Genomic DNA, 22,293 nt, shown 5'->3' with positions numbered 1-22,293 from the left:
CACTGCTTGATCTGGTTGGCGTGCACGTCAAACTGCTGGGACAGTTCCACCAGCGTCTGCTCGCCTCGAATGGCGGCGAGCGCCACTTTTGCCTTGAAAGCCGGGCTATGGTTCCGGCGCGGTCGTCTCGTCATGGTATCTCCTGTTCCCGGCATCTAAGCCGAAGTCAGGCAGAATTTCCACTTATCCCCGCTGTGCAGATTTCCCGAGCCAGCTCTGAGCGTTGATTGCCAAATGTCTGTTACCGGACATTTCTTTACGAGACTGAGGAACATAGACCGCACCTTTGTGTTCGTAAGCGACTCATGCCTCAAACCATTTTGAACCCAGGCATCGATCGCCAGGAGCCCGTGCCCCATCCGTGATCTCCTGTTCTCTCTCGCGAGGAGTGGTGGCTGTGCGGTACCATTTCCACGTTTTGCATGTGACCACACCGTCGAGGACAAAGAAGGTGGCGAATTCGACTCCTTCGAGGACGCCCGCGCCGAGGCAGAAGAGTGCCTTCACGAGCTGCTTACACAATCCCTCAGGGCTGCTAACAGGTGGAAAATAATCGGCATCAAGATATGCGCGGACAACCGCGACCTCGCAGTGCTTCAGGTCGATGCAGTCATTGCCAAGCTTTTCGGAAGCTCCGGCACCGGTGATAAAGACTAAGGGCAGCCACCATCCACGTCGCAAAGGAAGTCACGCGATCAACTGCAGGCTCGGAGAGTTTCAACGAATTGATTTGCCATTGTTTATCAATAAGAGCACGGTGAAATTCTCGGCAGCCATTGAACGGGCGCTGCCGATTGAGAGCGCGGCCCTCTCGCCCCAAACAAGGGGAAAAAGGTTATGTCCCTTCCTGAGCGATTGGATCACAACGGCAGCTTTTCGTCCTACGATCTTGACCGCCTAAAGCTCGAATTCGACAACTGGGAATCAAGGGCGATCAGATTGGACGCGGCGACATTTGTCTTTACGGCAGATGGCTGGATCTCAGCCTTTCACGGATATCGCCATCGTTCCGTGACCAAGATTGAGCCTTTGGCTCTGTAGAAGTGCGGGGCCGCGCTGATTTGGTTAGCGCGACCAATCGGATCTCTGGGCTGGCGCATCATAAAATGATTGGTAGCAAAGCGCATGAAGCGAGCACGGTACCACCGAAAAGACCTCATCTTTGCTCTAGGAAAATCAGCGAAGGTCGATGACCGGGTAGCTATCCAGGAAATGGTTGTCAGGAGTTTGCATGGCAGCGGGAAGCCGTTGGACTTGGACAATGAACTGCTGATGCGGCTTTACGAGCGCAGGCGCCTTATCACCGATCGCGTGAAAAGGATCGAAGCTGCGCTGGGCTTCGAGTCGTGACGTTAGCAGTACCTCAGCAAAGGCGGATGCTAAGATGGAACTGACGGAAATGAGCGACGACACGTGCATCGAGTTCCTGGCAAACCACACGTTTGGCCATCTCGGGAGCATGGGTAATAAGTATCCGTATGTCGTTCCGGTCCACTACGCGTATGACTCGCGAAAAGTCTTCCTGTTCTCGATGCCCGGACAAAAGGTCGACCACCTTCGAACAGTCCCCTATGCCTGCCTTCAGGTCGAAGAGATGGAGAAGGACAGAATGTGGAAAAGTGTGCTGGTTCAGGGCCGCTTCGACGAACTGGCGGACACTCGCGAGCGGCGCAGCGAACGGATCCATGCATGGTCGTTGTTGGAGAAGCGCCCATTCTGGTGGGAGCCGGGAACATTCGAACTGAGCTCCGGCAGAGATGCAGACAGCGGCGGGCCGATCTTCTTTAGCCTTTCCATCGATCTGGTGTCGGGACGCAAGTCGAGCACGATGCCTTCGTACAAGCTGAGTTGAACAACGTGACTTAGACCGTGCGCTCCGCATTAGATTTTCGCTTCGGAAACCGCACCGAGCCTCCCTCGCTCTCCCAAGCGGAAAGAGCAGCAGAATCAGGTTTCGATCGTTGGCTTTTGGAGGCTGGATAATTCACAGTTGGGATCGTTGCCGCTTCAATTCGACGGATTATAGTGACTTCCGCGAGATGCGCATCACCATCGGCGGCTTGTATTGCCGACGTCGCGTAATCTGCCCTCTTCAGTATAAGCCTCAGTATTTGCTGTTCTTCGCCTGTGGGACACATAGCCTCTTTTCCCTATTACCAGCTAGAGAGGTACTGCAGCGTGAGCCGTACTCAGAACTCACGCTGCTTTCGACGCGGTCGAAAGTGATTGTCGTCAGGTCAGGCCTAACGTCGCGTCTTCAGTTGGCTCGCGCAATTTTGAGGAGATCTCTGTCGCTCCCGATTCCTTCCCCGTACATCAGGAAGTGAAGGCTAGACAGAGTTCGTGGGCCGTGATTCCTCTTAGGAAGCGAGCCGTCGAAGTTTCCTTCGACGATTGACATTCCTTGGGGCTTTCGGTGGCGGGTTCGGACGTAACCAAACATGGCTCGTCCTTTCAGGTTGGGGCGGAAGCTGGGTCACTTCCAGTCGGAGCCGCCCGTGAAAGGTTGGCCTCGATGACCATCGTTATGCGCTGGTTCAAGCCGAAGCGCAACGTTCCACTGCTAATCACTTTAGGCCACGGCGACCGCTTGAGTCCCCCCGCCGCCCTGTCCTGGGGCGAACGAAAGGCCCACCCCGGCACCGTAAACTTAACATCTCGGGGATCGGGCTGTGCGATGTTTCAGCATGACCCAAGTCGCTCGTGATCGCCTTTATCGTCGCCACCGGTTCCCGGCTGAAGTGATTGCCCACGCCGTGTGGCTCTATCTCCGTTTCCCGCTCAGTTTGCGGATGGTCGAGGATCTGCTGGCAGCGCGGGGGATCACAGTTCGCACCAGACCGTGCGCCTTTGGGTCGAGAAATTTGGTCAGCACTTTGCTGGCGAAATCCGTAGGCGTTCCGCCGGTCGGCTTGGCGACAAATGGCACCTTGATGAGGTCGTGATTTCCATTGGCGGCAAGAAGCATTGGCTATGGCTTCGTCCTCGATGTGCTGGTTCAGAGCCGCCGCAATACCAACGCCGCCAAACGCCTGATGCGAAAGCTTTTGAAAGCACAGGGACGATCACCTCGCGTGATGATCACCGACAAGCTGCGATCTTACGGCGCGGCAAAAGCGCGACATCATGCCTGGCGTTGAACATCGATCCCACAAAGGCCTGAATAACCGGGCGGAGAATTCCCATCAACCGACGCGGCGGCGAGAGCAAATTATGAAGGGCTTCAAGTCGCCCCGACATCTCCAGCGCTTCGCGTCTATGCATGATCCGGTCGCCAATCTCTTTTACATTCCCCGCCACGATATTCCATCCAACCATCACCGTGAACTGAGAACAGCAGCCATGCAGATGTGGAATGAAATCGCACGCCTACAGGCCGCATAGGCCACAACGGAGGGCAGCACTTTCTTCCGTAGCCGCTAACTTTACAGTACCAATGGGACGGCTATCGGCTCGCCATCCATATCGAGCCGAAGGGCGTCCGCATCATCACCCGTGGCGGTCACGACTGGACGCATCGGTTTCCGACGATTGCGGCAGCTGCCAAACAGCTCGGGGTCGGGACCGCCATCCTGGATGGGGAAGCCGTCGTTCTCAATGCCCAGGGCCGGTCCGACTTCGGAGCGTTGCAGCGCTCGCTCGGCGGGCGCGGCGGCAAACGGGCTTCGACGGAATCCGTCCTTTTTGCCTTCGATCTTTTGTATTTCGACAGGGACGATCTGACTAAGATCGAACTTTGGGTCCGCCGGCATCTGCTGACAGATCTGCTCGATGGTGCGGTTGGTGCGATCCAACTTTCCGAGGAGGTGCTGGGTGACGGCGCCGAAATCCTGAAAAACGCCCGGTCGCTTGGACTGGAAGGCATCATCGCCAAGCACCGCGCTGGTCAAATAGCGTTTACCATTTGGCATGATGCACACTGCAGCATAACCCTGGGCCGGGGATGTATCGCTCCACCAACCCGATAGTCAGCGAGAAACCACGAAACCAGTGTCACCCGTTATATCTTGCGGGATCTGCATGCCCACCCGCCGCAGCCCAGCTGTGAGGCGCGCTGCGTCGCTGGGCTGAACATTCCGCATCGATAATTCCTCAACAATGCGCGCCGGAAAGTCTGGTCGCATGCGAACGAACTCAATCCTCGCGCGATTGGCATCATCCATTCTGCCGACCTCACCGTATATGACTGCCGCAACGGCGTGATAGAGCGGAAATTTTTGCATATCCGCCAGTTCAATTTCCCTTAGAGCGGTTTTGTTGTCGTGAAGCATGTACGCAGCAAGGGCGCGCGTGCCGTGATAAAATCCGCCGCCTCCCGGATTAAGCCTTATGGCTTGATCGAGCATATCGGCTCCCCGTTGCCACTGCCCGCTTAACGCAAGCCGCGTGCCGAACTCACCCATAAGTTCAGTGTCGTTCGAGTTTGTTGCCAGGGCTTGCTCTCCCGCCCGAATTGCTTCGTCTGGCCGCCTGTCGAAGTACAGTGCCATCATCAGCGCTTGAAGGCCGCGGGTATTGCCCGGGTCGAGCTGTGTCGAACGCTTTGCCGCCCGGAGGGCGCGTTGCAGCGGACCATCTTGCCTTGGCTGAGGATTAAACCTAAATCGGTCCTCATCAAGATAGATAATCGATAGCATCGCCCATGCGGTAGCGTAGGTCGGATGGCGTGCCACTGCACTCTCCAGGCATTCTCGGACGGCAGCATGCGCCTCGGCGCTCAGTTCGGCACGATAATTGTAAAAGCGGAGGGTGCATTCGTAGCTCCCTAGATCATTCGGTGGTGGGCTGGACGCCTCGACCTGGGCCATTATTCCATAGGGCTGGGCGATCGTTGTAGCCACCCTTCTTGCGACGTCAGACAGGATGGCAAAAAGGTCGCTGGAGCCGACGTCGTTATCGTAATCCTGCGACCAGACGATCTCGTCGTTAGTCGTATCGATGAGACGGGCGGTGACACGCAACCGGCTGCCAGAAGCGCGGACGCCGCCTGCCAGGATATATCGGGCGCCGAGTTCGTCGCGGACGGTAGATGGGTCCACGTCGGGCGCAAGGGACTTCGATGTCTCGCGACCAAACACCTTGATCTCCTTGAATCGCGGTAGCGCCGTCAGCAGTTCTTCCGTGAGCCCGACCGTGTAGAGCTGAGCGGTAGGTCCATCGCCGAGGTTTGCGAAAGGGGCGACGACGAGGGAAGGGCGGTCCGGGAAGGGGTCGCCTTCCAATGGGGCTCGGGAACGAAGGGTGAGACCCCCGGTGGCAACCGCCCCGAAGACTGCCAATCCGGCTGCGACCAAAGCAAACGCTGTTCGTCTGGTGCGCCACCATGGCGCGCTCGAAGCCAATGGGAGAACGGCCGCCTGTGCTATCTCGATCACGCCCGAGGCTTCGGTGTTCCAAGAGAAGGCCGGGACGTAGCCACCCTTCGGCACGTCGATCCTGACAGGATCGTTCTTTCCGCTCACGAGATAGTAGCGCTCGAGCAACCGACGCAGACGCCCCGCCTCCATGCGGACGACGGGATCTTCCTGAGTGAACTTATCGTCGCGACCGAACACTTCGATGGCGATCGAGTAGCCTTTTATCCGGCCGCTTCTCCCAGCGAGCGTCTCTCCGACGACATAGCGCAGGAACGTCGCCGCCCGGCTGCCTCCAGGGAACTCCGGGCTGGCCGTGACGCGTTCAAGCTGCGCCAGAATGTCGTCGGCACACGGAACGTCACCTCGCGTCGATGTTGTCATAGACCCCTCCATCAACGCTGTCAGAATGGTGCACCCGCTCTTACCCTGGAGCTGCCATGTCAACGTTGCGTTGGCAGAGAACCTACACCCCGAACGTGTTCTCGTCCATGTCCGTCAATGGGCGGCCGGCGGCGTGATGATTCCAAGATTGCCGAGCCCGCTGACGATCAACTGGATCGCCACGGCAGTGAGCAGGATCCCGAATACGACCTCCGACACCACCATGCTTGCCGGTCTCATCCGCTTGGCAAGCTTGTCTATATTCGTGAACACCAGATAGTCGAACGCGCCGACGATGAGGATCAATCCGGTAACCAGCGCCGCGCTGGCGATCGACACCACTTCGCCCGAAGCGAGAATGATGACCGTGATGCCAACTGGATTGAGCAGGTAGGGAACCGCCAACGGAAACACGGCGAGCTTGTCCGGGTCAACAGGTGCCTCCAGTTCCCCGTGCGGCTTTTCCGTCGGGCCCGATGCCATCTTGATGGCGATCAGGGCAAGGATAATGCCTCCAGCCACGGCCACGGCACCACCCGTGATATGCAGCAGACGCATCAGCAGTGCGCCCGTGGCGAACAGGATCAAGGCCGTGACCAGCGCCGTCAGAACCATCTGGCGTCCTATGCGGATCTTGGTTTCCGTGTTAAACGCATGGGTCTTCTCGAGAAACGGCACCAGGGCGATTTTCGGCCCCATGCCGATCAGAAGTAGAAGCAAGAGTTTGCCGACGAGCGTCGCATCGATAATGGTGAAGTCCATGGTGCCCTCTGTTTTTTGATGATCTCAGAATCCTTCCCAGCTCCGCGGGAAGGGCAGTATGGGCGGACACCCTCAGCGGGGGCAGACGTCCCAGAAGCCCGTCGTCTTGGCAGGAGAGGTGTAGTACCAGCACTGGCCGGGCTGTGGTGGGGTGCCTGCCAGCGATACGGCGGCGGCACCAGCGACGAAGCCGATAGCAGCGCCGGCGGCAATGGCCGCTCCCGGACGCCAGTAACGGCGGGGGGCGACGACGACGACCCCTCGCCGGGCCGGGCGATATGCCGGCCGCACGGCGGGGCGCTGGGCAGGACGGTATGCCGGTCTTGTCCGCCCGGCCGCCGCACATCCACGAGGACCGCACGCTGCCGCAGCGCAGCCTCTCGGACCACATGCCGCGACGCCGCGGCGCGCTTCGGCGGTGGACGGCACCAACACGGGTGCAAAGACCAACATGATCGCGGCCAGGGCCGCGATCATGTGACTTAGAATTGTAAACATTCTCATTTCAGTTCCTCCGGTTCTCTTCATTCGTCTGGCACAAACTCACTGAGTTCCCGCAGCGATCGCCGCATTGTGCGTCGACAGTGCCTGCTGGGCGGCAGCGGCGGCACCGTCGTCCTTCCCGCCGGAAACCTGTACGGTCGGCACGGCGATCCTGATTCCGTTATCGTTGAAAGCCTGATGGATCATCCGCAGCGCACGGCGCTTCAGCGTGAATTGCTGGCCGGGAAGCGTCATCACCTTCATCCGCAGGAGAAGTCCGGAATCACCCAGGCTGTCGATCCCCTGCATCTTCAAGGGCTCGATCGTGATCGGCTTGAACTCGGGATCCTCGAACAGCTCAAGCCCGATCTTCTTGATGATCTTGCGGGCCTTCTCGATGTCGGCGTCGTAGGTGACGGTGATCGTCATCTTCTCGATCGCCCAGTCGCGGCTCATGTTCTGGACTGCCCCAAGTTCACTGAAGGGCACGATATAGACTGCACCACGCTGGTGCCTGAGCTTCACCGATCTCAAGCTAAACGACTCGACCGTTCCCTTGTAGCTGCCGCTCTGGATGTATTCGCCAACCCTGAAGGCGTCGTCGAGCAGGTAGAACATTCCGCTGATGATGTCCTTGACCACCGTCTGGGCGCCGAAGCCGATCGCCACGCCAACGACGCCCGCACCGGCGATCAATGGCCCGATCTCCACGCCAAGGGCAGACAGCGCCATCATGACGGCGACGACGGCAAGCAGGATCATGACGAAGTTGCGCAGGATCGGTAGCAAGGTTCTTAAGCGGGTACGGCGCCGCTCCCGTTCGCTACCGAATTCCAGCGCTGCCTCGGTGTCGCCGAGCCTCCGGTCGATCAGCACTTTCACGACATTCCATGCAAGGTCCACGACCAGCAGAATGATACCGGCGCTCAAAGCGCCACGCACGAGGCGCAAGGCAGGGCTATCCTGCATCGTCATCGCGGTCAGACGAACCTCCAGCACTTCGGCGAGCAGCAGGATTGCTCCGACAATGAGCGCCGCCCGGATGCCGCGCTCGACCACCACGGATATGACAGTGCCTCGCTTGTGACCGTCTTCAACGTGATCGGATGAGCGCAAGAGATTGTTCACCGAGGCCTTAGTGAGGGCGACCGCTCCTGGAAGTGCAGCGCAGACAAGCGCTACCCAGAAAAGCTTCATCGCCCCGACCACCCACAGTAGCCAGACGCCGATGAAGTAAGCGGTCCACAACCAGTGTCGGGCGCGAACGCCGACATGGCGTGGCTGATCGATCGGGTCGGCCACCACCGGACGCCGCCAGACGGCTTCGATGGCAATGACGAGCAGGATGAGCCCGAGCGCGTAGGCAACGAGCTGTTGGGAGGGTAGGGAAAAGCCGAGGGTACCAAGCAGACGGATGGTCACCCAGCCGAAGGCATACCAGCCAGCGGCATAGCTCAGGCGTTGCGTCCAGAAGCGGGCGGCGTCGTCTGAAACAGGAACCAGGCGGAACTGGTTTTGTACCATCCGGTCCGGTGCAAGCAACACGTCGAACAGAGCACTTGCCAGGCGAAAGACGACGACGGCGAACAGGTAGCCGACGACAACTTCCCTGATGATGGGTGGCCATTGGAAAAGGAGGAAGAAGCCGATGCTTCCTAGCCCGAAGGACAGAACGTAGCCGGCCGCCCAGATCAAATTGGAGACGACGGTGACGATCCGCTCGCGAGCTGTCAAGACAGAGGCTCGCGCCATCCACGCACGCCATCCGGTCGTGATCCACCGGAAGAGCCATTGTGTCACCAGTCCGGCTGCGACGAAGGCGATCACCAGGAAGATTGGTCGCGTCCCGCCATTCGTTTCGACGTCCCGCTCAAGAAGGGCGGCGCCGCGCACGGCCTCCGATGGAAACGTTCGCGCCCCGGCGAGAAGGCCGGCCACGTGTCCGCGAAGGCGCATCGTCGCCTCGGCAAAGGAGGCGTTATCGCCCGCTTGTTCGACCAAAGCAGGCGCGGCAAGAGCAGGCAAGTTCACCTGTTCGCGCAGCCAGGACTGAACCTCTGGCTTATTGAGAAGCTCGGCGAATTGTCTGACGCTTTCCGGGGGCACCGTCGTCTGGGAGGGGGTTGGCGAGGCAACCTGCGCCGCCACCGGCACCACACACCACGACATGACCCCAAGGAGCGTCACGACCTGAATGATGGTCCTTACCGGCGACTGCTTCGAAAAAACGCGCATCTTACATCCTGATTTTTTTGAACACGGGCGGCCGGGCGGCTATCGTCTGCACGTCGTGGGTGAGGGGTCGTCGCTCCCGCAGGTCGTCTTCGCCTTCGGGCCGGAAGCCCCAGTGAAGCCCTCTACTTCAGCGGCGTAGTTATCCCTGGTGTTGGGGTCGACGATCGCGACCGGAGCGGCGAGGATCAGTCCGGCGGCGCTGCCGGCCGCGGCGGCCGTGTTGGTTGTCGCCGCAAGGATTGTGTCGCCGAGGCCGACATTGCTGTCGGTCAGCGTCTGCCCATCGGAAATCCGCGCGCCGATGAGGCGAACGACTTCTGGAGACTCTGCAAACTTGCCGTGGTTCAGACTGTCTCCCGCCTTGACCTTGGTGAGATCGATCACCGTGATCTGACTGTCGGCAAGTTCCTTCTTGAAAGGCGCCTGTTCCGGATCGATCGCGCCGAGCCTTGCGACGTCGCCCCAAACCCGGCGCGAGACTGCGAGTGCGCGGTCGTCCCGCGAGACGAATAACGTGAACTTCGGGTGCTGCTTGCCCATGTCGACGATCTGCTGGCGGAAGACGTCGACATCGACGTCCGGGGAGGCGAGCATCACGTTCTCGAACTTGGCGGGAAGGCGGCCGTTGCGGATCGCCATCTGCCGCAGCGCTTCCAGTGCCAGCCAATTCCCCATCGAGTGTGCAAGGATGGAAACCTCCTTCACCTCCGGATCTTTGGCGAGATATTGGAAAAGTGTCTCCAACGCATTGCGCGTGTAGTTCGTGCTTTCCCTGTCGTAGCCGTAGGCGAGCAGACTGCCGCGCGACGGCCAGGTGACGAGCACCGGTGCGCTGTGGACTCCGGAGTCCTGTACGATCTGGGCAAATCGATAGACTGAGTCTTCGAAGCGGTTGTTGAAGCCGTGGATGAACACCAGGACGCTTCCGTCGCGGCTCTTCCTGACCGAAGCGCTGAGCCATTTGCGGGCATCGTCGCGCGTGATTTCGTCGGCCTTGAGTGTGGCGAAGTCCGTCGAAGGGTTGGATGGCAGCCGTTTGGGCCAGGCGACTTCCCCGACTTTCCGCACGCTGGCGGGTGGAATGGAAACTGTGATGTCGGCAAAAGCCGGAATAAGGGCGCGTTCGCCCGAGAACATTTCGCCCCGGATTGTGGAGCGGCTCCTTGTCGTTGTCACCAGCATGTCGACCTTCGTCGATTGCGGCGAAGTGTCGGCGACTGGAATGAGCACGTTCTTGGGATGGCCGCCGCATGATGTGACAGCTACCGACGCAACAACAAGAATAATCGCGCGAATGCGGTCAACGGCTGTGTTCGTTCTGTTCAATTCCAATGCCCCGCAGCTTCGGCCCAGACCGGCTCTCGGGCTTTGTACGAAGCGAGGATCCTGGTCGCCCAGAAGCTAGCCGAACACCAAGTTGGTTACGTGTAACATCGGGTAAGTTACATCCCAGTTTTTGCCATTGGCGGCCGCAGAAACGTGGCTGGTTCAAATGATACGGGGCTTTCGTTTGCGTCTTGAAAGCGGGCGGATTTCAGCCAGATCGAACAATTGGCGAGCCCGGCAAGGCGTCCCGGAGCATGTATGATACAGTAACATACTGCACGAACCACTCGTCTTCCACGAACATGCTCGCTGAAGAATTGCCGACCGGCACGCCCGATCGAGATGATCTCATGCACTGCGGAATGGAGTCGACGATGGATGAAAGCGTGGCGGCCGTGAGGCTGTTGTTCCCGCTTCGGGCCAAGGCGATAGACGAGCTCGCCTCGCGGGACGAGACCTTCCGCGAAATATGCGCAGACCTCACCGAAGCTAAGAGGGAATTGTCCCATTGGCAATCCTCGACAGATCCCGCCCGTAATGGCCGTTGCGAGGAGTATGAGGAATTGATCGCTTGGCTTGCAAAGGAGGTCGAGGAAGCGCTCGACGGGAAGACGTTTTCTCTTCACCCGCCGTCCCTCCGGCCCATCAGCTAACGACTATCGTAGCCCTCTCGTAACGCGTTTTAGAAAGAAGAATACCGTGGAACCCGAAATCGTGACCCAGCCCGTGAATCCTCCTGCTCCACCTAGCCCGTTACGCAATGTGGCCCTCGTCGTCGTCCTCATCGCGGCGGTCTTGTTCGTGCTCTCCGTCTTTATGGAGCGGCGCACGCCCTCGACAGCGCAAGCTCAGGTTCAGGCCTACGTCGTTGGGATCGCGCCGGAGGTCACCGGACGGGTCGTTGAAGTGGGCGTCGCCGACAACTCTCGGGTAGAGGCCGACCAGGTTCTCTTTCGGATCGATCCGGAACGATATGAACTCGCTGTTGCCGAGGCCGAAGCGGCACTCGCCAGCGTCGGACAATCTATCGGCGCTTCGACCGCCGCCGTGGACGCCGCGCAAGCCAAGCTGGTACAGATCCAGGCTGACCGCGACAACCTTCGAGACCAGTACGCTCGGGCGTCCGAGCTCGTGAAGCGCGGCGTCTTTTCCAAAGCGCGCTTCGATACGGCCAAGTCTGCCTACGATCAGGCAGAAGCATCCGTCTCGGGCGCGCAGGCCGACCTCGCCAAGGCAAGAGAACAGCTCGGTCCGGCCGGAAACGACAACCCTCAGCTTCGCACGGCGCTCGCCGGTCTCGAAAAGGCCAGGCTCGACCTCGTGCACACGACTGTGAAGGCTCCAGCCGCGGGCGTCGTTACCAACCTCCAGCTCACGGTCGGCAAGGTTGTTGCCGCTGGACAACCGGAAATGACATTCATCGACGTCGGGACCATCTGGATCAGCGCCGCATTCAAGGAGAACAGCCTTGAGAAGGTGGCGGTCGGTAACCCGGCCGAGATCCTGTTCGACGCGCTTCCTGGTAAATTGTACGCGGCAACCGTCGAGAGCGTCGGTTACGGCGTATCCCAGGGGGGAGGAGTCGATCCGAGCACGGGGTTGCCGACGATCAGGAGCGACAGTGGCTGGGTCAAGGAAGCGCAACGTTTTCCCGTTCGACTGAACATCGCAGAAGAGGCCCGGCCGAAAGGCGGCGTGAGATATGGCTCGCAAGCGACGGTGGTCATCTACACCGGCGACAATCCCGTGACGAATGCATGGGGATCTTTCTGGATCCGCACAATGTCGGTTCTGACCTATGTCAACTGATCTGAACGCCGGGGCCGATCAGTCCAAACGGAAGGGACTACGCGTCGCGTTTGCGGTGTCAGTTGGATTCACCTTCGCGGTCTATTCCGGCGCCGTTGTGTCGTTTCTGGGCCCGTTGTTCGCTGCACAGTTTCTGCTGGCGAGCTCGCGTCCGCTACCCTTTGGCAAGACGGTTGGCGCTGCGGCTGTCATCCTTGTCGCCGGGCTCGCGATGATGGCGGTGACAAGCGTGCTCGGTGATCGGCCCGCGCCGTTTCTGCTGCTGCTCGGGCTTACCTATTTCTCCTGCTTCCTGGCTCAGTCAGCAGGGAAGGGCGGTGCGGCAGTCTTCCTAGTGCTGGTCGTGGCAATCATCGTTCCGCTGCTCGGCATTTTGAACAAGGAGCTTGCCGGTTCCATTCTGTCCATTCTCGTCACAGGGGTCCTGTCAGGGACGATCCTCATGTGGCTTGCCCACGCGATCTTTCCCGAACCCGATGGAGTGGACGCCGATGCCGGTCCGCCGCTCGTCCGGCCACCGTCTCTCCGCCGGGCACTGGCGAACACGATCATTCTTCTTATTGCCGTGGTGGCCTGTCTGACGAGCGACAACCTGACGGCGGCGGCAGTGATCCCAATCACCGTGGCGTCGCTTCTCGGGCAGCTCGACATCGCGGCAAGCAGCCGAACGGCAGTCGGACTCGTCGTCGTCAATCTCTTCGGGGGCGTTCTCGCGTCGATCGCCTACACCCTCCTCAGCCTGCGTCCCAATCTGCTATCCATCTTCCTTATAGTCCTTATCGTCGTCTTGATTCTGGGCGGTCGTGCGTCTGGTCGCGCGAAGGATGCTCCACTTTTCGCCGGCGCCCTCACCATTTTCCTCATCCTCTTCGGGCTGGGCGTATCGCCGATTCCGGGAAGTGCCGCTGAATCCTTCGCCACCCGGATCGTGTATGTCGGGGAGGCGCTGGTCTACGCTCTGCTCTCTGCAGCAATCCTGTGGCCACACCCTGCACTCCGGAAGGAAGCGGTGCCATGAGATGGTCACACGCGCGCTCAGCGTCGGCGTATCGCTGATATGCTTCGTCTCGTCATCTCCCGTCGCCTGGAGCGACAGGCGGGGCGAGGACTTTTGCGACGTTACTAGGCACAATCGGATCCCTTCTTCTCCAACTTTCCAGATCCCCCTTGAGCAGAGATGTGGTGTGCAAGCGCGGTTTGGTAAGCCCAAGAAATGGCGTCTCCAGTGTTCCGCAACTCTCGGGTCGACGGTTCGACTCCCTTCAAGGCGGTAGTTGCCGTCTTGATCCAGCCAATTCGGACATCTTCTTAAGAATATTGCGTGTGTTCATGCCCCGCCGCGCTCGACATTCTGTAGATAAGAACAAAGCATGTCGGACATTTGATCCGCAAATGCCGTAATCTCAGCGTCGGTCCGCGATGTTTCTGAAAGCTCTTTTCCAACGGACGTCATCGTCATGATGATTAGTTCTCCCGAAAGTTGCCGCGCTTTCTCTGAAATATCTGGCAGCACCTCGCGCATGAATGCTTCGACGATAAGATCGCCTTCGTTGTGGATCTCCTGTGCCTCTGGCGCATCCCGATAGAGTGGCGCGGCGTCGTCGAGTGCAACGCGCAGTGATGCTTCCTCGAACTCCGACCTGATGAAGGTGTCGACCAGGTGGCGGAGGCGGGCGAGGGGTGGACGTGACCTGTCGCCAAGGATCGTTCGCCACTGCTCGGTGGTCTGCTTCCACTCGTCGCTTTGCAGTCGAAACAGGATCGAAGCCTTGTTTGGAAAATACTGGTAGAGCGAGCCGACGCTCACCCCCGCTTTCTCGGCCACACGTGCAGTTGTAAAACGCTGAGCGCCTTCCTCTGCAAGAACGCGAACAGCGGCTTCCAAAATCGTCGATACAAGAACACTCGACCGAGCCTGTTTGGGGCTCTTTCGCGAGGAAATAGAATGCTTTGGGCGGTCACTCATCGGGGTTCATTCTAACGCGAATTGATAAATGCGACGAATTAATCGTATTTTGTTCTCAACGAAAACGCAATTCGCAAAAGATTGGACTGCAATGACCACTTTGGAAAATTCGAAGGTAGCACCCTTACTCGACCGCCTCTTTGCCGAGGCCGACAAGGCCACCAGCCCGGCCACTAGCAAGCTTTCACGCAGTGAACGGGACCGTCTCCTGAAGAGCAAGAAGGAATACATGGAATTTTATTCCCTGATGAAAGATCTGTGGCTTCCGGTCTCGCGCGAGGCCGGCATGCTTCTCTACATGCTGGCGCGCAGTTCGCGAGCAAAGAACATTGTCGAATTCGGTACGTCTTTCGGTATTTCCGCGCTGTACCTAGCGGCTGCTCTCCGCGACAACGGTGGCGGGCGCCTCATCACCAGTGAGTTCGAGCCTTCCAAGGTGGCAGGGGCGACACGACATCTGACCGAAGGCGGACTGATTGATCTAGTCGAAATTCGCGAAGGTGATGCTCTCAAGACATTGAGCGCCGATCTCCCCGATTCGATCGACCTCCTGCTGCTGGACGGGGCAAAATCTCTGTATCCGGAAATACTGGATCTGGTGGAAGCTCGCCTGCGCCCTGGCGCGCTGGTGGTCGCTGATAATGCCGACTACTGCCCTGAATATCTGGCACGCGTGCGTTTGCCCGGCGGCCCTTACCTGTCTGTGCCGTTCGCCGAGGACATCGAACTGTCGATCCGTCTCTGACGCAATCCGGGTTCCTGGCTGACCCCAGCCACTTACCATCAAATGACAAAAGGATACTATCTATGATCGTTATCACCGCTCCCACCAGTCAAATCAGCTCCAAGGTTGTTGAAGCTCTCATCGAGGCAGGCGAGACTCTTCGACTGATCGTTCGTGACGCCTCGCGGCTGAGCAGCACCGTCCGCGACCGCGCAGAGATCGTCGAGGGGTCACATGGCGACGCCTCGGTCGTCGATCGAGGCTTCGAGGGCGCTGATGCGATCTTCTGGCTTGCCCCGCCGCCGTGGAAGCAGACGCTGAAGGAGGCCTATGTCGATTTTGCAGGTCCTGCCGCAACTGCGATCCGTCGTCATGACGTTACACGCGTTCTGTCCGTAACGGCTCTTGGTCGTGGGACGCCTTGGCAGGATCGCGCTGGGACCGTTACGGCCTCCATTGAGATGGACAACCTGATGATGGACACCGGGGCGGCGTTTCGCGCTTTGGCGATGCCGTCGTTCATGGAGAACACTGCCAGACAGGCAGGGGTCATGAAGGACAAGGGGATGTTCTTTAGCCCTATTCGCGGCGATCAGAAGCTGCGGTTTACCGCAACAAGCGACATGGCAGAAGCGGCGGTACGTCTCCTTTCGGATCCCTCCTGGACCGGACAAAAGGAAGTGCCTGTGTTAGGCCCTGAGGACCTCTCCTTCGATGATCAAGCGGCGATCATCTCGGACGTGACAGGTCGCCCGGTCCGCTACCAGCAGATCTCGTATGAGCAATTTAAGCAGCAATTTCTCGATCGAGGCACGAGCGAGTCGGTCGCCCAGGGCTATGTCGATATGTATCGCGCCAAGGACGAAGGGATCGACAACGTCGCTATGCGCACCCCGGACAACACCGGTTCCACCAGCTTCCGCGCATTCTGCGAACAAAACCTGAAGCCAATTCTTCGCGCTTGAAGCGTGGCGCAAATATCAACACGAGAGATACGGCATGACGGACATCAGTTCAAAATACGACCTTACGACGAATCCGATGACCTTCTTCTGGCTGATCAAAACGACGCCGGAATGGCTCGCCTTGCCGCCTCACGGCGACAACGGACGATTTGCCTTCGGCAGAGAGGTCCTCGATCCGATCCTCGCCCGTCACCCGGGTGCCCGGATGGCATTCTACGACTCCGAGGCATTCACTGCCGACTGCACCGACGTCATGGTTTGGACCGTAGCCAGCCTGGAAGACTACAACGGCGCGGTCAACGATCTGCGTGAGACGAAGTTCTGGAGCTTCTATTTCATGATCGAGAAAATCATCCCCGCAATCGAGAACGAGTACGCGAAGCATTACGACGCCCCCATTCTCGGCCAGGGTTGATCGCCCGATCCGTTTCAAGCCACTTGCAGCTCGGCTCCTGGCCGGCGTTTGCCGTAAGCGTTCACGTCAATCAACGCACTTCAAACTCAAGAGGAGTGCGTCCCATGACGTCAACAGACCGGCCTGACCTGGCTACGCGCCGTGTGATCGGCCTGACCACCGCCCTTTTTCTCTCCTATCTTACTGTTGCCATGTCACTGCCTGCAGTGCCGGTTCACGTGGTAGAGACGCTCGGCTTTGGCAATGCCTGGGGCGGCCTCGCAGTCGGGATCGCTTTTCTTTCAACAATCCTGACACGGGGGCGCGCCGGTGCGTGGTCCGACAAAATCGGTGGCAAACTCACCATGCAGCGTGGCCTTGTGGTCTACGCTGCGTCTGGCTTGATCTGCCTTGCGGCGGCCCTGCCAGGCTTACCAGTTTCAGCAAGCTATGGCGTCCTCATTGCCGGCAGGTTGCTGCTGGGTCTCGGTGAGAGCGTGGCCCTGGTCGGCATGATGAGCTGGGCCATTGGTCTCATGGGGCCGGCGCGTTCCGGCAGGGTAATTTCTCTTGTCGGTATGGGCATGTATGGGGCGTTTGCTGCAGGCGGGCCCCTTGGGCTGGCGCTTCTCGAGCACGCAGGTTTTTTTGGGCTGATGATCGCCTGTACAGTGCTCCCCCTCATTGGGCTTGTTGCGATCCATTGGCTTCCTGCCGTTCAACCTCATGCCGGGCCAAGAGAATCCATCTGGAGGATTGTTGGGCGGATCTGGCGCCCGGGAGCTGCCGTCGGATTGCAAGGCATTGGCTTCGCCGCTTTGGGCGCATTTTTCCCACTCTATTTCCTTAGCCAAGGGTGGTCAAACGCAGGGCTGGGTCTGAGTTTCTTCGGCGTGGGCTTTGTTGCGATGCGTTTGATTTGCGGTCACTTGCCCGACAGGATCGGGGGCAGGCGCGTCGCGGCCCTCTCGCTTGTCGTGGAAGCGTGTGGGCAGTTTTTGATATGGCTCGCGCCGGGACCTTACACGGCATTTGCGGGCGCGTCTCTGACCGGCATTGGTTGCTCGATGGTGTTTCCGTCCATGGGATCTGAAGTGGTGAAGCGGATCCCCGCACATCTGCGTGGCACTGCTATCGGAGGGTTCGCCGCTTTTCAGGATCTCGCCTACGGGGCTACTGGCCCGATCGCTGGGGTACTAGCTGATCACGCAGGATATCCATCAGTCTTCCTAATCGGCGGAGTTGCCGCGACCCTTGGCCTGTGGATGGCGGTGTCATCCGACGCGGGACGACAACAAACGATGTCCAATTAACCAATGAGCTGGTTATGTCCATGATAGAGGACAATATCATGGATATTCAGCATTATGCTATCCTTGGGACTTTCAGGTAGCGAGTTCGAATCCCTTGAAGAGCAATGGCTGGTACGAACTGGTCACTGAAGACGCTCCTTTGCCGGTAATGGCCTTCAAAGCTTTGGACCCGGGTCTATGGTCATAACTGCTCTCGAGCCAATTTCCGCCCATGCTCCGCGGCCATGAAATCCACAAAGGCGCGTACCTTTGGCAATGGATAGCGGCTTGTAGGCCAGAGAAGATTGAGGGACCCAGTCGTGCTCTTTTGGTCCTCCAGCAGTTCCCTAAGAGTGCCTTGGGCGAGCTGTCTCGAAACAGCAAAGCTCGGCAGGTAAGCAATACCGCGTCCCCGTTCCGCCAGAGCGAGAATGTGATCCATCATGGTCGCGGAAATTGTCGTTGGAACTGTCGACGCCTCCACATCCTGCCCGACCGGCCAGGGCATCAGCCGTCCGGTTTCTGGATAGCGATGCCGAATGCAACGATGCTGAGCGAGGTCCGCTGCGTTTTGGGGCGCGCCGTAGCTCTCGATATAGCTCGGTGATGCGACAAACATCCACGAGAAGTCGCCGAGCTTGCGGTGCAGCAGCCGACTGTCCTTGAGTTCGCCAGAGCGTATGACCGCATCAAAACCCTGTTCAATGACATCAACGAACCGGTCGTTGATATCGAGGTCGAGTTCTATCTCGGGGTATGCCTCCGTGAAGTGCTGCCGGTGTTAGTTAAAGGAACTGCTGATCAAATGGCGCTCCGTCGCTCCAAACACAGCAATCCTCCTCGATGGCGGTATGACAAAGGCAAAGGCGGAAGAACTTATCGTCAATGGCGTCATTGATATGGCCGGGTTCGGTCAGGCCTGCTTGCCAACCCCGACCTTGTCGCGCGCTCTCCCAACAACTGGCCGCTCAACCCGGCACATCGCACCACCTACTACACCGGCGGAGCGAAGGGCTACATCGACTACTCGCCATATCGCGTTTCGGCGCCGGCACACTCGTAACCTCTCCCAATCCAGCTGAAGGAAACACCCGATGCCTCACTACAACGAATTCAAAGATAAGGTTGCCCTTGTGACAGGTGCGGAATCGGGTATCGGCCAGGTCACGGCTATGGCCTTTGCCAAACAAGGTGCAAAGGTGGTTGTTTCGGATATCAACGCGAAGGCCGGGGAAGAGACCGTCGCAAAAATCCGCGGCGCGGGTGGCATCGCGACCTTCGTTGCGACTGACGTCAGCAACGAAGACCAGGTCAAGAACGTGATCGCACGTACCGTATCGGGATACGGCCAGCTCGACTTCGCGTTCAACAACGCCGGCCTGACGCAGAATTGAAAGCCGCTGGCAGAGCAGCCTTCCAATACTTATGACAAGCTCTTCGATGTCAGTGTGCGTGGTGTGTGGCTATCGATGCGCGCCGAGATCGATCAGATGCTGAAGCAGGGCCATGGTCGCATCGTCAATATGGGCTCAATGTCGGCGGTCAACGTCATTGCTGGTCTGACGACCTATACCGCTACCAAGCACGCGGTGCTCGGCCTCACCCGCGGCGCCGCGCTCGATTACAGTACTGGCCCGCCGGAGCCGGCGGTGCAGTTCTACGTTTAGGCGAGAGACGGCTTCCGCCACGCTGCGAGCGCTGCCTCGACGCCGAGCGCGAGCTGTAACAGCCGGTGATCCGCGCCGAGCGGCCCGGTCAGTTGCAGGCCGAGCGGCAAGTGGCCGTCCATGCCGGAGGGTACACTGAGCGACGGTTGGCCGGTCATGTTGGCGAAGCCGCTTGAGAGCATCTCGCCTTCCTCGCCATCCTCGGTGAATTCAGGGTCCTCGACCGGGGAAGGGAAGGGGACGCTCGGGCCGATCAGTACGTCCACGTCGCTAAAGGCGGTCTCGACGGCATGGCGCAACTCGATGCGAAAGTTCTGTGCCTGGAGATAGTCGATGGCTTTGGCTTCAAAACCGGCCTCGACCTGCGCTCGCGTGCGCGGTGCGTAACCAGCCGGGTTCTCGGCATGGAGCGGCGAGTGGATGACGGAGGCTTCCGGCAGGATGATGCGGCGGAGCTCGGAATTGGCGCGGGACAGTTCAGGAATATCGATCGGCTTGACGACGGCGCCGGCCGCAGCAAGGCGCTCAAGCGCCCAGGCCAGATTTGCGGCGACTGCCGGGGTCAGCTCCGGGCTTTCGCAGTGGAAGCGGACGGCGCCGATCCTCACACCTGACAGCGATGGCGGCGTCAGCGGCATGGGTCTGCCGCTCAGCGCTTCGAGCAGCAGCGTCGTATCGGTAACGTCGCGGGCGAGCGGTCCGGCATGGTCGAGGGTCCCGGACAGCGGGAAGACGCCGTCGAGCGGCACCAGATCGAAGCTCGGCTTCAGCCCGGAAATGCCACAATAGGAGGCCGGGATACGGATCGAGCCGCCGGTATCCGTGCCGATCGCAAGTGGCACAATTCCGGCTGCAACCAGCGCCGCCGACCCGCCGCTGGAGCCGCCGGAGGTGCGTCCGGTGTCGTGTGGATTGTTGGTCTGGCCGATCTCGGGATGGGCGATGCCGTAGGCATATTCCAAGAGGTTGGCCTTGCAGAAGATGATCGCACCGGCCTCCCGCAGCCGCTTTACCAGAAGGGCGTCGGCACTTGCCAGAGCGGGCGGGCGCACCTTGCTGCCATAGCCGGTCAGCGCCCCCTCGACCTCGATCAGATCCTTGATGGCAACGGGAATGCCGTGCAGCGGGCCGCGATCCTTGCCGGCTTGGAGGTCTGCCGCGGCCTCTTCGGCCTCGGCGATCGCCGAGGCATCCAGCCGTTGGGCAACGGCATTGAGGCTTGGCTCCAGCGCGTCCAGCCGCTGAAGACTGGCGCTGATGACATCGACCGGCGACAGCGTTCCGGCGCGATAGGCGCGGCCGAGTTCGGTAACGCTCACGAAGGCGATTTCATCCGGGGCCATTGCCGTTCTCCTTCGGGGAAAAGATTCCGCCGCCCCAAGGCGGCGGAACAGTCGTCAGATCAAAGGCTCAGTTCTTGACCGTATCTTCCAGGAAGAAGCGGCCGAGCGGGTTCTGGTAGAAGTTCTCGACATTCTTGCGCGCCACGTTGATGTAGGGGCTGTAGTAGAGGTCGATCCAGTTGACGTCGTCCTTCGCCGTCTTCTGCAGGTCGACATACATTTGCTCGCGCTTCTTCGGATCGAGCTCCAGGCGGGCCTTGGCGACCAGCTCCTTCACGGCCTCGTTCTTGTAGTTGGTCGAGTAGTTGTTGTTGGAGTCGTGGCCGAGCACGAAGGTGGTCTTCTGGTCCGGGTCGAGGATGTCGTTGGTCCAGTAGTTGACCGAGATGTCGTAGTCACCGGCGACCGTCATATCCCATTCCTGGCTCGGATCGACCTTCTGCAGATTGGCGGTGATACCGGCCTTGGCGAGCTGCTGCTGCACCAGAACCGCCGTCTGCTCATCCACTTCGTCGCCCGCGCGGATCAGGTAGTTCAGCGTCAGGTTGGAAACGCCGGCATCGGCCAGCATCTTCTTCGCCTTTTCAGGGTCGTAAGGGCGCTGCAGGTTGTCGGCGTAGTAGTAGAGAGCGCCCTTCGGGATGTAGGAATTGGCGACATTGCCCTGGCCGAAGGTGACGGCATCGACGATCGCCTTCTTGTCGATGGCGAGATCGAGCGCCTGGCGAACTTCCTTCTTGCCGAGATCGCCATGCGCGTGGTTGATCAGCAAGTGATCTTCGCGGGTGGACGGATCGATCAGGACGTTGAGGTTGGCATCCTTCTTCATCTCCTCGACGCGCGAGAAGGGCACGAAGATCGCCGCATCGAGCTGACCGGCCTGGACGTTCAGCATGCGGGTGTTGTCGTCAGGCACCGAAATCCACTCGACGCCATCGAGCTTGACGCGGTCGGCCTGCCAGAAGTTCGGGTTCTTCTTCAGGATGATGCGGTCGCCGCGGCGCCATTCATCGACGGTGAAGGCACCTGAGGCGATCGGCTTTTCGGCATAGGCGTCAGGCCCCAGCGATTCCATGCCTGCCTTGGAGATCACTGAGGCGTTCGGCAGTGCCAGCGTCGACAGAAACGGCGCCGAGGGGTTCTTCAGCTTTATCGTCAGCGTGTGCGGATCGGTGGCGACTGCGGTATCGATCACCTTGTAGCTGTCGCTCCAAAGCGATGCCGGATCGTCGCGGATGCGCAGCAGGCTGAAGGCAGCGTCCTCGGCCGTCAGCGGTGAGCCGTCGGAGAACTTGGCGTCGCGGATCTTGAAGACATAGGTCAGGCCGTCTTCCGAGGCGGTCCAGCTTTCTGCAAGGCCGGGCTCCAGCTTGGTGCCGGTCTTGTCGACGCGGATCAGGACGTCATAGACGTTGGAGAACACCCAATTGTCGATGTTCTGGGCCGTCTTGATCGGATCGAAGGTCGTCGAGTCTTCGCGGCGGCCGATGGTCAGAACGCCGGCTGCTTCGGCATAGCTTGCCGTCAGCGACAGGCCGGCGATGAATGCGGCGAGCCCGATTGATTTCCACCTGTTGATCATGTGCTTG

At 59.5% G+C, this 22,293-nt stretch carries 20 protein-coding genes and 3 pseudogenes; 13 read left to right on the top strand and 10 right to left on the bottom strand.

The annotated features are described in order from the left end of the window. The coding region (locus tag AC1DNK_RS28450) for a transposase (protein ID WP_477944475.1) at positions 1-134 on the bottom strand (134 nt) is incomplete at its 3' end. A gap of 202 nt (positions 135-336) precedes the next feature. Between AC1DNK_RS28450 and AC1DNK_RS28445 the strand changes: the two genes are divergently transcribed. The 4 genes and pseudogenes from AC1DNK_RS28445 to AC1DNK_RS28430 all read left to right on the top strand — a co-directional run. Next, complete coding sequence (locus AC1DNK_RS28445; protein WP_477944473.1) at positions 337-657, top strand: DUF6894 family protein; 321 nt, start codon at positions 337-339, stop codon at positions 655-657. A 727-nt stretch (positions 658-1,384) separates the two neighbouring features. Beyond that, a complete protein-coding gene (locus tag AC1DNK_RS28440; protein ID WP_477944463.1) occupies positions 1,385-1,852 on the top strand; it encodes a pyridoxamine 5'-phosphate oxidase family protein in 468 nt (155 codons plus the stop codon). A gap of 835 nt (positions 1,853-2,687) precedes the next feature. After that, a pseudogene (locus AC1DNK_RS28435) lies at positions 2,688-3,384 on the top strand (IS6 family transposase). Positions 3,385-3,428: 44 nt separating this feature from the next. After that, a pseudogene (locus tag AC1DNK_RS28430) lies at positions 3,429-3,881 on the top strand (ATP-dependent DNA ligase); the annotation flags it as partial. Between the two features lie 87 nt (positions 3,882-3,968). On the opposite strand, the gene AC1DNK_RS28425 reads toward AC1DNK_RS28430, so the two are convergent. The 5 genes from AC1DNK_RS28425 to AC1DNK_RS28405 all read right to left on the bottom strand — a co-directional run bounded on the left by AC1DNK_RS28425 (position 3,969) and on the right by AC1DNK_RS28405 (position 10,514). Next, positions 3,969-5,738: an adenylate cyclase gene (locus AC1DNK_RS28425; protein ID WP_477944461.1), complete on the bottom strand. Its 1,770-nt coding sequence runs from the start codon at positions 5,736-5,738 to the stop codon at positions 3,969-3,971. Positions 5,739-5,852: 114 nt separating this feature from the next. Continuing rightward, complete coding sequence (locus tag AC1DNK_RS28420; RefSeq protein WP_477944459.1) at positions 5,853-6,500, bottom strand: MarC family protein; 648 nt, start codon at positions 6,498-6,500, stop codon at positions 5,853-5,855. A gap of 72 nt (positions 6,501-6,572) precedes the next feature. Next, entirely contained in the window at positions 6,573-7,004 is a 432-nt protein-coding gene (locus AC1DNK_RS28415) for a hypothetical protein (protein ID WP_477944457.1), read from the bottom strand. Positions 7,005-7,043: 39 nt separating this feature from the next. Further along, positions 7,044-9,218 carry a mechanosensitive ion channel family protein gene (locus AC1DNK_RS28410; protein WP_477944455.1) on the bottom strand — a complete coding sequence of 725 codons (2,175 nt, stop codon included), beginning with the start codon at positions 9,216-9,218 and terminating at the stop codon, positions 7,044-7,046. Between the two features lie 39 nt (positions 9,219-9,257). Then, positions 9,258-10,514, bottom strand: a complete 1,257-nt coding sequence (locus AC1DNK_RS28405; RefSeq protein ID WP_477944471.1) for an alpha/beta hydrolase — start codon at positions 10,512-10,514, stop codon at positions 9,258-9,260. Between the two features lie 284 nt (positions 10,515-10,798). Here AC1DNK_RS28405 and AC1DNK_RS28400 point away from each other — a divergent pair, with 284 nt between their 5' ends. From AC1DNK_RS28400 to AC1DNK_RS28390, 3 genes are read left to right on the top strand one after another with little or no spacing between them, the layout of a single operon-like run. Then, complete coding sequence (locus AC1DNK_RS28400; protein WP_477944453.1) at positions 10,799-11,197, top strand: hypothetical protein; 399 nt, start codon at positions 10,799-10,801, stop codon at positions 11,195-11,197. A gap of 46 nt (positions 11,198-11,243) precedes the next feature. Beyond that, positions 11,244-12,353, top strand: a complete 1,110-nt coding sequence (locus AC1DNK_RS28395) for an HlyD family secretion protein (RefSeq protein ID WP_477944451.1) — start codon at positions 11,244-11,246, stop codon at positions 12,351-12,353. Then, on the top strand, positions 12,343-13,371 hold the full coding sequence (locus tag AC1DNK_RS28390) for a DUF2955 domain-containing protein (protein WP_477944449.1): 1,029 nt from the start codon (positions 12,343-12,345) through the stop codon (positions 13,369-13,371). Before AC1DNK_RS28395 ends, AC1DNK_RS28390 begins: the two co-directional genes overlap by 11 nt. A 309-nt stretch (positions 13,372-13,680) precedes the next feature. Here the strand turns inward: AC1DNK_RS28390 and AC1DNK_RS28385 are convergent, their stop codons facing one another. Next, complete coding sequence (locus AC1DNK_RS28385) at positions 13,681-14,319, bottom strand: TetR/AcrR family transcriptional regulator (RefSeq protein WP_477944447.1); 639 nt, start codon at positions 14,317-14,319, stop codon at positions 13,681-13,683. A 91-nt stretch (positions 14,320-14,410) separates the two neighbouring features. On the opposite strand from AC1DNK_RS28385, the gene AC1DNK_RS28380 reads away from it, so the two are divergent. The 4 genes from AC1DNK_RS28380 (at position 14,411) to AC1DNK_RS28365 (ending at position 17,715) form a co-directional block, all read left to right on the top strand. Further along, entirely contained in the window at positions 14,411-15,064 is a 654-nt protein-coding gene (locus AC1DNK_RS28380; RefSeq protein ID WP_477944445.1) for an O-methyltransferase, read from the top strand. Between the two features lie 62 nt (positions 15,065-15,126). Then, entirely contained in the window at positions 15,127-16,008 is an 882-nt protein-coding gene (locus tag AC1DNK_RS28375) for an NmrA family NAD(P)-binding protein (RefSeq protein ID WP_477944443.1), read from the top strand. Between the two features lie 34 nt (positions 16,009-16,042). Then, complete coding sequence (locus AC1DNK_RS28370) at positions 16,043-16,423, top strand: darcynin family protein (protein ID WP_477944441.1); 381 nt, start codon at positions 16,043-16,045, stop codon at positions 16,421-16,423. Between the two features lie 104 nt (positions 16,424-16,527). Beyond that, positions 16,528-17,715 (top strand): MFS transporter, encoded by a 1,188-nt coding sequence (locus AC1DNK_RS28365; RefSeq protein ID WP_477944439.1) that lies wholly within the window; start codon positions 16,528-16,530, stop codon positions 17,713-17,715. A 181-nt stretch (positions 17,716-17,896) separates the two neighbouring features. On the opposite strand, the gene AC1DNK_RS28360 is transcribed toward AC1DNK_RS28365, so the two are convergent. Next, a complete protein-coding gene (locus AC1DNK_RS28360; RefSeq protein ID WP_477944469.1) occupies positions 17,897-18,424 on the bottom strand; it encodes a LysR substrate-binding domain-containing protein in 528 nt (175 codons plus the stop codon). On the opposite strand from AC1DNK_RS28360, the gene AC1DNK_RS28355 reads away from it, so the two are divergent. Together AC1DNK_RS28355 and AC1DNK_RS28350 are read left to right on the top strand one after the other, a co-directional pair. Continuing rightward, positions 18,338-18,592, top strand: a complete 255-nt coding sequence (locus tag AC1DNK_RS28355) for a hypothetical protein (RefSeq protein WP_477944437.1) — start codon at positions 18,338-18,340, stop codon at positions 18,590-18,592. The genes AC1DNK_RS28360 and AC1DNK_RS28355 overlap by 87 nt on opposite strands. Before the next feature lie 196 nt (positions 18,593-18,788). After that, positions 18,789-19,361: pseudogene (locus tag AC1DNK_RS28350) on the top strand (SDR family NAD(P)-dependent oxidoreductase). Here the strand turns inward: AC1DNK_RS28350 and AC1DNK_RS28345 are convergent. Next, positions 19,358-20,704 carry an amidase gene (locus AC1DNK_RS28345; protein WP_477944435.1) on the bottom strand — a complete coding sequence of 449 codons (1,347 nt, stop codon included), beginning with the start codon at positions 20,702-20,704 and terminating at the stop codon, positions 19,358-19,360. The pseudogene AC1DNK_RS28350 and the gene AC1DNK_RS28345 sit on opposite strands and share 4 nt — an antisense overlap. A 67-nt stretch (positions 20,705-20,771) precedes the next feature. Continuing rightward, on the bottom strand, positions 20,772-22,286 hold the full coding sequence (locus tag AC1DNK_RS28340) for an ABC transporter substrate-binding protein (protein ID WP_477944433.1): 1,515 nt from the start codon (positions 22,284-22,286) through the stop codon (positions 20,772-20,774). Positions 22,287-22,293: the final 7 nt, after the last annotated feature.

The organism is Rhizobium sp. 01N424 (assembly GCF_056399485.1).
This window is presented reverse-complemented; position numbering and strand designations above follow the sequence as displayed.